Origin of the sequence: Winogradskyella jejuensis, assembly GCF_900129745.1 — a bacterium.
In the GTDB taxonomy this organism is placed as follows: domain Bacteria; phylum Bacteroidota; class Bacteroidia; order Flavobacteriales; family Flavobacteriaceae; genus Winogradskyella; species Winogradskyella jejuensis.
Genome location: NZ_FQWS01000002.1, coordinates 237276 through 250361 on the forward strand (window position 1 = coordinate 237276; position 13086 = coordinate 250361).

The following is a 13086-nucleotide window of genomic DNA, read 5'->3' on the forward strand; positions in this document are numbered from 1 at the left end:
ACGTTGAAAGTTTAACTTTATTGCAAACTTTAACACTATTAACTTTAGATTAACAAAAAACCCAAAAGTTGGGGAGCTTCTGGGTTTTACTATATCTAATTTTGGTTTTTATTTTGAAGACTAACTCAAATAATTGTAACTCTAACTAGTTATAGGATAAGTCGATAAGTATTAATTATCATTACAACATCTTTGGTTTCAAATAGTATGCCAAATAAAAACCCGAAGTAAAATTACTTCGGGTTTTCTGTTTAATAGCCTACTAACACTAACCATCAACTATTAATAAAGGCTATTAAAATTTCTTTTATTTCATTCTAAAATTTTAGAAGAATCCTCCGTCATTCTTCTCATCGTTATCACGGTTCTTTCTGGATTTTGCTCTGTATTTACCACCACCAAAACGGTAAGATAAGCCAGCAAATATTTGTTTAAATTCGCCTTCAAAATTAACTTGTGCTGGTATTGGTCGTGCACTAAATACGCTTACTTCTTGCGTATCTAACACGTTGTTAAAGTTTAAGCTAAAGGTAGCTCTTTCGTCTTCTAAGAAGCTGTATCGTAAGCCGAGATTTAGAAAGTAAATTGGGTCAACTTCAAAATTTAATCCAGTTTCCTTGTTTCTAAAAAATCCGAAAGCAGATAAGGATAATCGTTTAGTAACTTTAAAATTATTGAAGACTCTAAAGTTCATAATTAAATTATCAACTTCGGTAACCGATGTTACAATATCGTTTTCTGTTGGGTTTGGTAACGTTGGGTCAATAGATTCTGCGATACCTTTTTGTTTTTGGTTGTACAAATCAAAACTGGCATTTAAGCTCCACCATTTGGTGACTTTATAATTTGAAGACACTTCAAAACCGTAAGCATTTGTTGTATCAAAATTTCCACGAGTCAAAATAACGCGACCCGATGTTAAATCCGAACGGTCAACAATTACCACCTGATTAATTTCATCTTCAATAATTCTATAAAATACACCAGCCGTAATACTCCCTTTTTCAAGGTTTCTTGTAAAATTAAACTCTGCCGAATTTGTAAATTGTGGTAATAGTTCTGGGTTTCCAAATTCTGAAATTAATGCAGTATTAAAATTAGGAACAGGATTAACATCACCTACGCCAGGTCTATCCACACGACGACTTACGCTAAATTGGTAGGCATTTTTTTCTGAAGCTTTGTAATTCACAAAGATAGATGGATACAATTGAAAATAATCGTTCTCAAATGGAAAATCAGTACTTGTGTTATTCGATAAATCAGTATCTACGGCAAACGCATCTACTTGTACACTCTCGGCGCGCAAACCTAACTGATAAGACCATTTTTCGAGTTGCTTTCCGTAACTCGCATAGGCAGAAAAAATATCTCTAGAGTATGTAAAATCTGTTTCTGTAGGCACAAAATTACCCATCATGTTTCTTACTCGACCATCAGAGTTGTAGCCTAAATCATTCTCAAAAATACGCGCTTGTAAACCAGCTTCGAGTTTTGCACTTTCCGAAAACGGATACACGTAATCTAAATTTATAGTTGTTCTCGTCCGGCCATTGTCTGTAAATTCTACAAAGTTCGGTCGTTGCCCATTGCCCGAAAATAAATTGTCAGTTTCAGACGAGCTATCAAATATATTGTGGTCTACTTCTAATTCAATATTATGGCCATCTGCAATGTCGTATTTGTAATTAAAATTGTATTGCTGACTTGTGTTTTCGCTATCGCCTAAAATACTTTGAAATTGAACGTTATTGTTTCCTGTATTAAACAATTCTGTGTCTACAATTGCACTTCCGTCAAATACGTTCTGGTTGGTAAAAACAGAAAGCGTGTGTTTTTCATTTAGATAATAGTCAATACCAAATTTGTATAAATGTGAGTTATTTTCATTCAAAATATCTAAAGTTTGAATGTTTCCAGTTTGTTGTTGCTGAAAAATTCCCTCGTTGACATTATCCGAAAAGCTATTACCATAGCTTCCATAATAATTCAATTTTCCGTTTCTATAATTTGCATCAATAGAACTGTTGAATTTCGGTTCAATCTGGTAAGCTAAACCAACATTAAGATTACCGTTAAAACCGATGTTTACGTTTTTATATAAAATGATATTAATGATACCACTCATGCCTTCAGGATTGTATTTTGCTGAAGGATTCGTAATTAATTCAATTTGTTTTATTGAAGTTGAAGGAATTTGTCTTAGTAATTGCGCCACAGGTACATTTGATAATTTACCATCGACCATTACTTGTACATTCGCATTGCCACGTAGCGAAATTGCACCAGTCTGCGCATCCATATTTACAGACGGAATATTATTCATAATATCCGAAGCCGTTGGTCCAGCTGTAGTTAAGTCTTTACCAACGGTAACGACTTTACGGTCAATTTTTTGTTGAATTGTAGATACTTCGGCTACAACGACCACTTCGTCTAAAGCTGCGGCATCTTCACTTAATTTTACATCGCCAAGATTAACTTTGTAATTTCCTTTTTCTAAGGTTACAGATTTGCTTACTGTTTTATAACCAATGTAAGTGATTTCTACAGTTACAGCTCCTTCAGGGATTTTAGCAATAGCAAAGTTACCTTCAGCATCTGTAATTCCTCCTGTAATTACTTTTTGATTTTTATCCTTTATAATGATGTTTACATAAGGTAAAGGTTCGTTAAGATTGGCGTCTAGCACACGGCCAGAAATAGTACCGTCTTTGATTTCAGAATTTGCGTTTGGTTGAGAAAAAGCTGCGAAAGAAAATAGCACAGCTATTAACATTAAGTAATGTTTCATTGATTGTTCGTTTTTTGTGATACGTCATTTTTTAAGCAAAAGTGACGTATCGATTGATTGATGATAGTTTGTTAAAGTATAGACGACTACTTTTGTATCTTGTTACTTCTTTTAACAATTCTTAACAAATTTCAATAATGAATAAAAAAACATTGGTACTTGGAGCCTCTTTAAAACCAGAGCGTTACTCTAATATTGCAATTAATAGATTGGTCAATTATAATCATGAGGTTAAGGCTTTTGGGTTACGAGAAGGTGAAATTGCTGGTATTAGTATTGATACAGAATTGTTAGATTATGAAGGTATTGATACGGTTACATTATACTTAAACCCGGCACGACAAGCACAGTATTACGATTACATTATTGGATTAAATCCAAAGCGCGTTATTTTTAATCCAAGAACAGAAAATCCTGAATTCTACAAATTATTATCAGAAAATAATATTGAATATGAAGTGGCTTGTACTCTAGTTTTATTAGGAACCAATCAGTATTAAGCAATTTTTTTTGAATCGTCTTTTAGAATTTCTAAAATCTCTTTTTTACTTTTCATATTCGTTTTAGTAGAAATAAGCAGTAAGCCAACAAAAGTGATAAATCCATTAATGATTAAGATTTCCCAATGAAATTGATACTTTCCTATGACAGATTCTGGTAAAAGCGTAATAGCGAAGCTTATACCTATAGAAAGCAGAGCAATAATCCAAGCATACTTATCCTTGATGTGTAATTTGGTTAGTATGCCAAAAGCAAATAAACCAAGTAAAGGTCCGTAAGTAAACGTGGCGAATTTAAATAGATTGCTCACCACATTTCCATCTAAATAATTAAAAATTATAACAACAATAACTAATACAACAGAGACCCCAACGTGCACTTTTTTACGTAGTGGTTTTTGTTCAGCTTTAGGTCGTTTTTCAATATTTAAAAAATCTACAGAGAAGGAGGTTGTTAGCGATGTTAATGCCGAATCTGCACTGGAATAAGCTGCAGCAATTAAACCAATAATAAAAATTACAGCTAGAGGCTTTCCTAAACCTTGATTCATAGCAATTTCTGGGAACAATAGATCGGTTCTTACACGTCCATCAACTAATGGAATATCGACTCCAAACTGTTCTGAATAGATAAACAATAATGCACCTAACGATAAAAAAGCAAAGTTGACTATTACCAAAAGCACAGACATACTAATCATGTTTTTTTTGGCATCTTTTTCAGATTTGCACGTCAGATTTTTTTGCATCATATCTTGGTCAAGACCAGTCATGGCGATAGTGATGAAAATGCCACCGAGAAAATACTTCCAGAAATATTCTTTAGAATTCACATCATCAAAAAAGAAAATCTGTCCTTTTTCGGCAAAGCTTTCAGAATTTAAAAATTCTATGTACGACCAATCTAGTTTTTGATTAATTAGGAAAATAGCCAAGCCTACTGCGGTCAACATGGCCAATGTTTGTAAGGTATCTGTCCAGATAATGGTTTTAATTCCGCCTTTAAAGGTGTAAATCCAAATGAGTAAAATTGAAATTACAACCGTTAACCAAAATGGAACACCCATTTGTTCAAATACAATATATTGCATGGCTAAGGCTACCAAAAATAGGCGGAAAGAAGCACCAGTAACACGAGATAATAAAAAGAAAAAAGCACCCGTTTTATAACTTACGATACCAAAACGCTGTTCTAAATATTGATAAATGGAAGTGATATTCAGACGATAATAAAGCGGAAGCAATACAAACGCAATAACAAAATAACCAACGAAAAAGCCAAGCACACCTTGCATGTAGGCAAATTCTTGTCCGCCAATTAATCCAGGTACAGAAATAAACGTCACACCAGAAAGCGATGCGCCAATCATTCCAAACGCTACTAAATACCAAGGCGCCGATTTATTAGCTTTAAAAAATGCTGCATTGGTATCTTCTTTCCCTGTGAAATAAGAGATTAAAACCAATACACCAAAATAGGCGGCTATAAGAAGTAGGATGGAAGTTGGAGACATAAAATCAAAAATTTATTCCCTCGAAAATAAACTTTTTAGAAATACTAATCCATAGCATTTCAAAATTTAAAAAATAAGTAACTTCGCAATCATGGAATTTTCTTCAAAGTTATTAGAAAACGCAGTCAACGAAATGTCGCAACTACCTGGTATTGGTAAACGCACCGCATTGCGTTTGGTTTTACATTTGTTGCGTCAGCCCAAAGAGCAATCGTTTTTATTAGCAGGCGCTTTGCAAAAAGTCAGAGAAGAAATTAATTTCTGTAAATCTTGCCACAACATAAGCGACCAAGAATTATGCGAAATCTGCACCAATCCCATGCGCAAAAAAGAGTTAATCTGCGTTGTAGAAGATATCCGCGATGTCATGGCTATTGAAAGTACAGGTTCTTTTAAAGGTTTGTACCACGTTTTGGGTGGGAAAATTTCACCAATGGATGGTATTGGACCACAAGATTTAAATATCGAAGCCTTGGTAGAACGTGTTAAGTCTGGAGCGATTAAAGAGCTTATTTTTGCTATGAGTCCAACCATGGAAGGTGATACGACTAACTTCTATATTTTTAAACAAATTCAAGATTTCGATGTAACGACATCTACTATAGCAAGAGGAATTGCGGCAGGTAATGAGTTAGAATATGCAGATGAGGTTACGCTTGGACGTAGTATTATTGACCGTGTGCCTTTTGAAGCTTCACTAAAATTATAGATTTTTTTAGTGTGAAGGTTATAACACTCCATAATGCCGATTTCGAACAGCGTTGCCAAGAGTTGTTTTCTAAGATTGACGTGCAACCAGATGTTGTTGTTGGAATTTTAAATGGTGGTGGATTTGTATTGAATGAATACCAAAAAACAGCTTCAAAAAATACTGAAGTTACGACGGTAAAACTACAGCGAGATTCAACAAAAGGCATAAAGAAAAAAAGTCTTTTACAGAAATTTTTAAAAGCTTCGCCAAACACGCTTTTAGATGGTTTAAGACGTATGGAGCATCGCCGAAACTTGAATAGAAAGCTAAAAGAAATTCAATCAGATTTAGAGATTAAAATAGAGTCTAAACCTGAAACCGTAAATACGATTTTAATTCTCGATGATGCTTTAGATTCAGGTATAACCATCAAATCCGTTATTCAATCCTTACAAAAAAGGTTTCCGAATTCAGAGATTAAAACAGCAGTTATTTCATGGACAAATTCGAAATCAATTATTGCTCCAGATTATTATATACTTAAAAATACACTTGTACGTTTCCCTTGGTCATTAGATTATAAATCTCAGCGTCATGAATAAAAAAGTCTTGGTTGTAGATTTAGATGGAACGCTTTATAATACCAATACGTTTCACGAGTTTTTAAAGTTTTTATTGAGCTTTTATTTCAATGATTTTAGATTATTTAAACTCAAGTATCTCATTGTTTTAATGAAACTTCGATTTCTTCGGCTTATTTCACATGCAAGATTAAAATATGAAGTCTTAAAACTAATCAGGAATGAGGCAGTTGATTTTGAAGCCTTTGTTTCTGAGCTGTCAGAATATAGAAATGAGTTTGAAGAAGTTTCAGATGCTTCGTTCGATATTAAAATTTTGGCTACAGCAGCGCCAAGTTGTTATGCGGAGCTAATTGCTAAGCACAGTGGATTTGATGTTTGTTTGGCTACAGATTTTCCTGAAAATGGGTTTTCTCCAGATTTTGAAAATCTCCGAGAGCAGAAAAAGAATAATCTTCTAAAGTATCTAGAATCTAAAGCTGTGACATCAGTTGATGTTTTTATCACTGACCATATAGATGACGCATCGATAACCCAATTAGCTACAAAAAATATTATTATTAATCCCGATGTAAAATTTTCTAATTGGTTGAAAGAGAATTTAGTTAATTTTGAAACACGGAAAATAACTTAAAACAGGAGAGTTGTTAGAATACTAAACTTTGATTAATAGTTAGTGTATTATCAGTAAAATATCTGTTTTTTTATTAATTTTGCATTCGATTATAAAATAACGACTACCAAATTATAGATATGGCAAAGTTTGAACTAAAGTTACCTAAGATGGGAGAGAGTGTTGCAGAAGCAACAATAACCTCGTGGCTTAAAGATGTTGGCGAAACTATTGAAGCTGATGAAGCGGTTTTAGAGATTGCTACAGATAAGGTAGATAGCGAAGTGCCAAGTGAAGTTGATGGTGTGTTGGTCGAAAAATTATTCGATGTTGATGATGTTGTGCAAGTTGGGCAAACCATTGCTGTTATAGAAACTGAAGGTGGAGAAACTGTTGAAGTAAAAGCACCTGCTGCTGAAGCTCCAAAAGCTGAGCCTGTAAAAGAAGCGGCTGAAGTTGCTCAAACCGTTACCGCTGCCAAAGAAACTGTAGCGCCAATAGAGTCTACAGGAGAACGTTTCTACTCACCATTAGTAAAAAACATAGCAAAGCAAGAAGGTATTTCTCAAACGGAGCTTGATAGTATTGGTGGTACTGGAAAAGATGGCCGTGTGACTAAAAATGATATTAAAGCCTATTTAGAAAGTAGAAGTTCTGTGTCAAAAATAGAAGAAAATGTCACCTTGAGCGCAGTCGAAAGGTCCTCTTCTGAACAAAAAGTACCTTCTAAAGAAAAATCTACACCAGCAATAGCTAGTGGCAGCGACGAAATCGTTGAGATGAGCCGTATGGGCAAATTGGTGGCGAAGCATATGGTTGATTCTGTACAAACTTCTGCACATGTGCAATCGTTTATAGAAGCAGATGTCACTAACATTTGGAACTGGCGTAAAAAGCATAAAGACAGCTTTAAAAAGCGTGAAGGTGAAAACTTAACCTTTACACCAATATTTATGGAAGCCGTGGCAAAAGCCTTACGTGATTTCCCGATGATGAATATTTCTGTACAAGGTGATAGTATCATTAAAAAGAAACACATTAATTTGGGTATGGCAGCAGCTTTACCAGACGGAAATCTAATAGTTCCTGTAATAAAAGATGCAGACCAGTTGAATCTTTTAGGAATGGCTAAAAAGGTTAACGATTTGGCTAACCGTGCACGCGTTGGAAAACTAAACCCTGACGATATCCAAGGCGGAACATACACCGTAACCAATGTGGGTACCTTTGGTAGTATTATGGGAACGCCAATTATTAACCAACCGCAAGTAGGTATTTTGGCATTAGGTGCCATACGTAAAGTGCCAGCAGTGATTGAAACTCCTGAAGGCGATTTTATTGGCATCCGTTACCGTATGTTCTTATCACATTCTTACGACCACCGCGTGGTTAATGGTGCACTTGGCGGACAGTTTGTAAAAGCCGTAAAAGATTATCTAGAGTCTTGGGATATGGATAGAGAGATTTAGACTTATAATTTTGATCACTGAGGTGTCATGCTGAGCTTGTCGAAGCGCTCCCGAAGTGAGCATCTCATAATAAAATACAAAAAAAGCACAGTTTTTACTGTGCTTTTTTTATGTCGTTTAACGGTCAAGGCTATGAGTAGTTGCGTGGTTTAGCGATTAACTTTGCAAGTACACACCAAACTGAAAATCCGCGAGGATTTTCAGAAGTAGGCAAGAACAAGCAATTACTTATAGCCATTGTTGTGCTTTCGTTATTTATTGTTTTTTCATTACACATACTAAAGCTCTTTAAGCAAATGATTTGTTTTAGTAATTAAATCTTCAACCACTCTTTTTCTCACATCCAAATTAAATATTCGCATTGTCAAAAGACCATTAAAGTCACCATAAAGAGTATTCTTGTTTATCTTTTCCCAATAAATATCTTGTAGATGCCCCTGAATACTAGACCAGTTTGTAGGATATTTTGGTATAGTTAGCTCCAATAAGCTAAAATAAAGCTCCCGATTATTTGAAAGAATTTCTATACCATTGTCTCTAGTATTGTAATAATTCTGTATATTTTTTGCTAAATCATCTCCTAATATACCAAGTTTACTTGTAGACTCTAAGGAATTAAACGTTGTTTTATTGAGTTCATTTAATGAGTTATAAGTACCATCGAATTCGTATCTAACAATTTTCACAAGTGTATCTAAGTTAGAAGTTTTACTACTTAAACGTTTAGCATACGATTTATTAATTTTCAATTCTTTCTTTACATAGTCTAAGTCTGATTTAAAGGTTTCTAAATCATTTTCCAATTCAATTTTTAGTGCTTTTTTTTGAATAATTCCTTGGTTTTCGTTTTTTCTGTTTTCATTCCAATTATTAATCTGAAGCGCAATCAAAATTCCAATAACTACAAGAACGATTTCTCCGATTGCATAAATTAGATATTTACTGAACTTATTTTCAGAGAGTAGTTTTTGTCTAATTTTTCTAAAGAATTTTATCATTGGTTAGCGGTTTGTCATAATGAAGCACAACGTTTAGATATGGTTTGTTAATAATGAACTATATCGATTGTTAAACGAAGTTAGCTTTTAAATTTTATAAAGTCAAGATGAATACTTTTAATCTCCATATCTTTGCAGTTCACAAAATCAGACTATGCAACTCAACTTAAGCAAACCCATTTGTTTTTTCGATTTAGAAACCACAGGTGTCAATATTTCTAAAGACCGTATTGTAGAAATTTCTATTCTCAAAGTACATCCTAACGGAAAAGAAGAAACCTATACAAAACGTGTTAACCCTACGATACCTATTCCACCTGAGACAACAGCAGTTCATGGTATTTCGGATGAAGATGTAAAGGATGCACCGACATTTAAAGAATTGGCAAAAGAGATTCATAATATCATTAAAGATTCAGATTTAGGAGGTTTTAATTCTAATCGATTTGATATTCCGTTGCTAGCAGAAGAACTATTACGTGCCGAGATAGATTTTGATATGAAAAATAGACAATCTATAGATGTGCAGACTATATTTCATAAAATGGAACAACGTACATTAAGTGCTGCGTATAAATTTTACTGCGATAAAAATCTAGATGATGCGCATACGGCAGAGGCAGACACTAAAGCCACTTACGAAGTGTTAAAAGCGCAATTAGACCGTTATGACAACTTAGAGAACAACGCTAATTTTTTAGCGGAATTCAGTTCTCGTAAAAAGTTTGCTGATTTTGCAGGTTTTATCATTTATAATAAAGAGGGCGAAGAATGCTTTTCGTTCGGAAAACATAAAGGCAAAAAAGTATTGGACGTTTTAGAACAAGAACCAGGTTATTTTGGTTGGTTGCTTAATGCCGATTTCCCTTTATATACAAAGAAAGTATTAACAGCCATTAAATTAAGTCAGTTTAATAACAAGTTGAGCTAAACATGAAACTTATTTGCATTGGCCGAAATTATACGGCACATATTGAAGAATTAGAAAATCAGAAACCAACTGACCCTGTTGTGTTTCTAAAGCCAGATACATCCATTCTGCTTAAAAAACAGCCTTTTTTTATTCCTGAGTTCTCTAACGATGTGCATCATGAAGTAGAACTTTTGGTAAAGATTAATAAAGTAGGGAAGTACATCGATAAAAAGTTTGCACATAAATATTATGATGAAGTTGGTTTAGGTATTGATTTTACAGCACGAGATCTGCAAGCCGATTTAAAAGCAAAAGGTTTGCCGTGGGAAAAAGCAAAAGCTTTTGACGGTGCGGCGGTAATTGGTAAATGGTTGCCAAAGTCTAAGTTTCAGGATATCAATAATATCAACTTTAGTTTAAAACGGAATGATGAAGTTGTACAATCAGGAAATACACAACTCATGCTCTGGAAAGTCGATGAGCTTATCGAATATGTATCAAAATATTTCACTTTAAAGATTGGAGATATTATCTTTACAGGAACACCGGCAGGAGTTGGCAAAGTTTTTGCTAACGACCAGTTGCAAGGCTTCATAGAAGATGAAGAATTGTTTTCAATAAAAGTGAAGTAATAACTTTTTGATTTTGAGGCTAAACTCAAATCATTATTAATCTCGATTATCGAGTAATGGCACAACATTATAAATTAGACCGCGTAAGAGAACTAGCCGATAACGATGAGGATTTCGTACTGGCATTAGTAGGTGCATTTTTAGAGGAAGTCCCTGAAGATGCAGAACGTTTGCGCGTGGCTGTACCAGCAAAAGATTACAAAGAGACTTATCAAGCAGCACATAAAATGAAGCCAACCATAGACTTGTTTGAACTTGGTGTTTATGACCAGTTAATCGAAGTACAAGATTGGGGTAAGTTTGAACAAACAGATAACGATATTACTCAACAACTTGAAGCATTATTGACTGCTGTAGAAAACACAGTAAACGAAATGCGTCAAGATTTTGGTCTGTAAACTATGAATGCTGAAATCATTACCATTGGCGATGAAATTCTCATTGGCCAAATTATAGATACAAATTCTGCTTTTCTAGGGAAGGAACTCAATAAAATTGGTGTTTCTGTCTACCAGATTACCTCTGTGCAAGATGATAAAGCTCACATTCTTAAATCCCTAAAAGAGGCTGAAGAGAATGCTGATATCATTATTATTACTGGCGGTTTGGGTCCTACCAAAGACGATATTACCAAACATACCATTTGCGAATATTTTGATGATAACTTAGTACAAAACGATGTCGTTTTAGAACATATAGAGCATTTATTTTCAAAATATATCAATACACCAATCTCAGATATTAATAGGCAACAAGCTTTAGTGCCATCAAAGAGCATGGTCTTAACAAATAGATTTGGTACGGCGCCAGGTATGTGGTTAGAGAAAAACGATAAAGTATTTGTGTCACTTCCAGGCGTACCTTATGAGATGAAAGCTTTGATTACTAATGAGGTGATTCCTAAATTGCAAAAACGTTTTCAATTTCCGTACATCGCTCATAAAACATTATTGACTTACGGTTTGGGTGAGAGTGCTATTGCCAATCGAATTGAGGCATTTGAAGATAATCTTCCAGATTTCATAAAGCTTGCTTACTTACCAAATTTAGGACGCGTACGTTTAAGACTTTCCGGTAAGTATACAAATGAAGCCGTGCTTAATGCAGAAATGCAAAAGCAGGTGGAATTACTATTACCTCAAATAGAAGATATCTTTGTAGGCTATGAAGAGGATTTGTCCTTAGAAGCATTATTAGGAAAGCAATTGACTAAAATGGGAAAAACAGTAGCTGTTGCCGAAAGCTGTACTGGAGGAAGTATATCTCAAGCTATTACTACAAATGCAGGAGCTTCAAAATATTTTAAAGGTAGCGTTGTAAGTTATGCGTCGGAGTCAAAATCTAGAATTCTTGGTGTATCTGAAGAGGATATAAAAACACATTCGGTAGTAAGTGAGCAAGTCGCTAAGTCTATGGCAAAAGGTGTTTTAGAGCTATACGATACCGATTTTGCCATAAGTACAACAGGAAATGCTGGGCCATCAAAAGGAGATGCAGATGCCGAAGTTGGTACAGTTTGGATAGGCATAGCTTCAAAAGACCATGTATATGCTGAGGTTTTTAAGTTTAGTAATCAACGCGAAAAGACTATTAAAAAAGCTACTAATAAAGCCTTTGAGATGCTTCAAAAAGAAATTTCAAAAAAGTAATACTTTATATTTGTTGAAACGTAAAGTTTTACTAAATTTGCACCCTGTTTAAAAATAACGAATACCTAAAGAAGAATACAATGTCAAGAGTTTGTGAACTTACTGGGAAAAAAGCAATGGTTGGGAACAATGTATCTCACGCCATGAATAAGACAAAACGCAAGTTTGATGCAAACTTAGTGAAGAAGCGTTTCTACATTCCAGAAGAGGATAAGTGGGTAACATTAAAGGTTTCTACATCTGCATTAAAGACTATCAATAAAATTGGTATCACTGCTGCACTTAAAGAAGCTAGAGCAAAAGGATTTTACAAATAATAGCATTCGCGCTAAAGTCAATTTACAATGGCAAAAAAAGGAAATAGAATACAAGTTATCTTAGAGTGCACAGAGCACAAAGCTTCCGGACAACCAGGGACTTCTAGATATATTACTACAAAAAACAAAAAGAATACGCCAGACCGTATGGAGATTAAGAAATTTAATCCAATACTTAAGCGTATGACAGTTCATAAAGAGATAAAATAATAAGTCATGGCAAAGAAATCAGTAGCGTCGTTACAGACAGGATCAAAACGTTTGACAAAAGCTATCAAAATGGTTAAGTCACCAAAAACTGGTGCTTACACTTTTGTGGAGTCAGTAATGGCACCAGAATTTGTCAATGAGTTTTTAGCAAAGAAATAAGCATTAGACACTAATGTTTTAGAAAACTGCTTTCGTTTGAAAGCAG

General features: G+C 34.4%; 15 protein-coding genes. 12 read left to right on the forward strand and 3 right to left on the reverse strand.

Annotated features, from left to right (window positions below; translation table 11 throughout):
- Window positions 1-325: 325 nt before the first annotated feature.
- The gene (locus tag BUB95_RS08885) at window positions 326-2794 is read right to left on the reverse strand and encodes an outer membrane beta-barrel protein (protein WP_073085636.1); all 2469 of its coding nucleotides are present in this window, start codon (window positions 2792-2794) and stop codon (window positions 326-328) included.
- Between the two features lie 137 nt (window positions 2795-2931).
- Here BUB95_RS08885 and BUB95_RS08890 point away from each other — a divergent pair, with 137 nt between their 5' ends.
- Window positions 2932-3294, forward strand: a complete 363-nt coding sequence (locus BUB95_RS08890) for a CoA-binding protein (RefSeq protein WP_073085638.1) — start codon at window positions 2932-2934, stop codon at window positions 3292-3294.
- On the opposite strand, the gene BUB95_RS08895 is transcribed toward BUB95_RS08890, so the two are convergent.
- The gene (locus BUB95_RS08895; protein ID WP_073085640.1) at window positions 3291-4808 is read right to left on the reverse strand and encodes a sodium:solute symporter; all 1518 of its coding nucleotides are present in this window, start codon (window positions 4806-4808) and stop codon (window positions 3291-3293) included. The genes BUB95_RS08890 and BUB95_RS08895 overlap by 4 nt on opposite strands.
- 91 nt (window positions 4809-4899) lie before the next feature.
- Between BUB95_RS08895 and recR the strand changes: the two genes are divergently transcribed.
- The 4 genes from recR (at window position 4900) to BUB95_RS08915 (ending at window position 8162) form a co-directional block, all read left to right on the forward strand.
- Window positions 4900-5517 (forward strand): recombination mediator RecR, encoded by a 618-nt coding sequence (gene recR / locus BUB95_RS08900; RefSeq protein ID WP_073085642.1) that lies wholly within the window; start codon window positions 4900-4902, stop codon window positions 5515-5517.
- An 11-nt stretch (window positions 5518-5528) separates the two neighbouring features.
- Window positions 5529-6101 (forward strand): phosphoribosyltransferase, encoded by a 573-nt coding sequence (locus BUB95_RS08905; RefSeq protein WP_073085644.1) that lies wholly within the window; start codon window positions 5529-5531, stop codon window positions 6099-6101.
- The gene (locus tag BUB95_RS08910; RefSeq protein ID WP_073085646.1) at window positions 6094-6714 is read left to right on the forward strand and encodes a haloacid dehalogenase-like hydrolase; all 621 of its coding nucleotides are present in this window, start codon (window positions 6094-6096) and stop codon (window positions 6712-6714) included. The genes BUB95_RS08905 and BUB95_RS08910 overlap by 8 nt, the downstream gene beginning before the upstream one ends.
- A 119-nt stretch (window positions 6715-6833) precedes the next feature.
- The gene (locus tag BUB95_RS08915; protein ID WP_073085647.1) at window positions 6834-8162 is read left to right on the forward strand and encodes a dihydrolipoamide acetyltransferase family protein; all 1329 of its coding nucleotides are present in this window, start codon (window positions 6834-6836) and stop codon (window positions 8160-8162) included.
- Between the two features lie 278 nt (window positions 8163-8440).
- On the opposite strand, the gene BUB95_RS08920 is transcribed toward BUB95_RS08915, so the two are convergent.
- On the reverse strand, window positions 8441-9160 hold the full coding sequence (locus BUB95_RS08920; protein ID WP_073085649.1) for a DUF6090 family protein: 720 nt from the start codon (window positions 9158-9160) through the stop codon (window positions 8441-8443).
- 154 nt (window positions 9161-9314) lie between these two features.
- On the opposite strand from BUB95_RS08920, the gene BUB95_RS08925 reads away from it, so the two are divergent.
- The 7 genes from BUB95_RS08925 to BUB95_RS08955 all read left to right on the forward strand — a co-directional run bounded on the left by BUB95_RS08925 (window position 9315) and on the right by BUB95_RS08955 (window position 13040).
- Complete coding sequence (locus BUB95_RS08925; protein WP_073085651.1) at window positions 9315-10091, forward strand: 3'-5' exonuclease; 777 nt, start codon at window positions 9315-9317, stop codon at window positions 10089-10091.
- Between the two features lie 2 nt (window positions 10092-10093).
- Window positions 10094-10705, forward strand: a complete 612-nt coding sequence (locus tag BUB95_RS08930; protein WP_073085652.1) for a fumarylacetoacetate hydrolase family protein — start codon at window positions 10094-10096, stop codon at window positions 10703-10705.
- A gap of 56 nt (window positions 10706-10761) precedes the next feature.
- Complete coding sequence (locus BUB95_RS08935) at window positions 10762-11103, forward strand: Hpt domain-containing protein (protein WP_073085654.1); 342 nt, start codon at window positions 10762-10764, stop codon at window positions 11101-11103.
- Between the two features lie 3 nt (window positions 11104-11106).
- Window positions 11107-12354 (forward strand): competence/damage-inducible protein A, encoded by a 1248-nt coding sequence (locus BUB95_RS08940; RefSeq protein WP_073085656.1) that lies wholly within the window; start codon window positions 11107-11109, stop codon window positions 12352-12354.
- Between the two features lie 80 nt (window positions 12355-12434).
- Window positions 12435-12671, forward strand: coding sequence for a 50S ribosomal protein L28 (rpmB, locus tag BUB95_RS08945; protein ID WP_073085658.1), 237 nt, complete (start codon window positions 12435-12437; stop codon window positions 12669-12671).
- 27 nt (window positions 12672-12698) lie between these two features.
- Complete coding sequence (rpmG, locus tag BUB95_RS08950) at window positions 12699-12881, forward strand: 50S ribosomal protein L33 (protein WP_008271040.1); 183 nt, start codon at window positions 12699-12701, stop codon at window positions 12879-12881.
- 6 nt (window positions 12882-12887) lie between these two features.
- On the forward strand, window positions 12888-13040 hold the full coding sequence (locus BUB95_RS08955) for a DUF4295 domain-containing protein (RefSeq protein ID WP_073085660.1): 153 nt from the start codon (window positions 12888-12890) through the stop codon (window positions 13038-13040).
- The last annotated feature ends 46 nt before the right edge of the window (window positions 13041-13086 follow it).

Excerpts from the sequence above, each read along its gene's own strand:
- BUB95_RS08885 (WP_073085636.1), bottom strand. The coding sequence starts at position 2,794 with ATGAAACATTACTTAATGTTAATAGCTGTGCTATTTTCTTTCGCAGCT.
- BUB95_RS08890 (WP_073085638.1), top strand. The coding sequence starts at position 2,932 with ATGAATAAAAAAACATTGGTACTTGGAGCCTCTTTAAAACCAGAGCGT.
- BUB95_RS08895 (WP_073085640.1), bottom strand. The coding sequence starts at position 4,808 with ATGTCTCCAACTTCCATCCTACTTCTTATAGCCGCCTATTTTGGTGTA.
- recR (WP_073085642.1), top strand. The coding sequence starts at position 4,900 with ATGGAATTTTCTTCAAAGTTATTAGAAAACGCAGTCAACGAAATGTCG.
- BUB95_RS08910 (WP_073085646.1), top strand. The coding sequence starts at position 6,094 with ATGAATAAAAAAGTCTTGGTTGTAGATTTAGATGGAACGCTTTATAAT.
- BUB95_RS08915 (WP_073085647.1), top strand. The coding sequence starts at position 6,834 with ATGGCAAAGTTTGAACTAAAGTTACCTAAGATGGGAGAGAGTGTTGCA.
- BUB95_RS08920 (WP_073085649.1), bottom strand. The coding sequence starts at position 9,160 with ATGATAAAATTCTTTAGAAAAATTAGACAAAAACTACTCTCTGAAAAT.
- BUB95_RS08925 (WP_073085651.1), top strand. The coding sequence starts at position 9,315 with ATGCAACTCAACTTAAGCAAACCCATTTGTTTTTTCGATTTAGAAACC.
- BUB95_RS08930 (WP_073085652.1), top strand. The coding sequence starts at position 10,094 with ATGAAACTTATTTGCATTGGCCGAAATTATACGGCACATATTGAAGAA.
- BUB95_RS08935 (WP_073085654.1), top strand. The coding sequence starts at position 10,762 with ATGGCACAACATTATAAATTAGACCGCGTAAGAGAACTAGCCGATAAC.
- BUB95_RS08940 (WP_073085656.1), top strand. The coding sequence starts at position 11,107 with ATGAATGCTGAAATCATTACCATTGGCGATGAAATTCTCATTGGCCAA.
- rpmB (WP_073085658.1), top strand. The coding sequence starts at position 12,435 with ATGTCAAGAGTTTGTGAACTTACTGGGAAAAAAGCAATGGTTGGGAAC.
- rpmG (WP_008271040.1), top strand. The coding sequence starts at position 12,699 with ATGGCAAAAAAAGGAAATAGAATACAAGTTATCTTAGAGTGCACAGAG.
- BUB95_RS08955 (WP_073085660.1), top strand. The coding sequence starts at position 12,888 with ATGGCAAAGAAATCAGTAGCGTCGTTACAGACAGGATCAAAACGTTTG.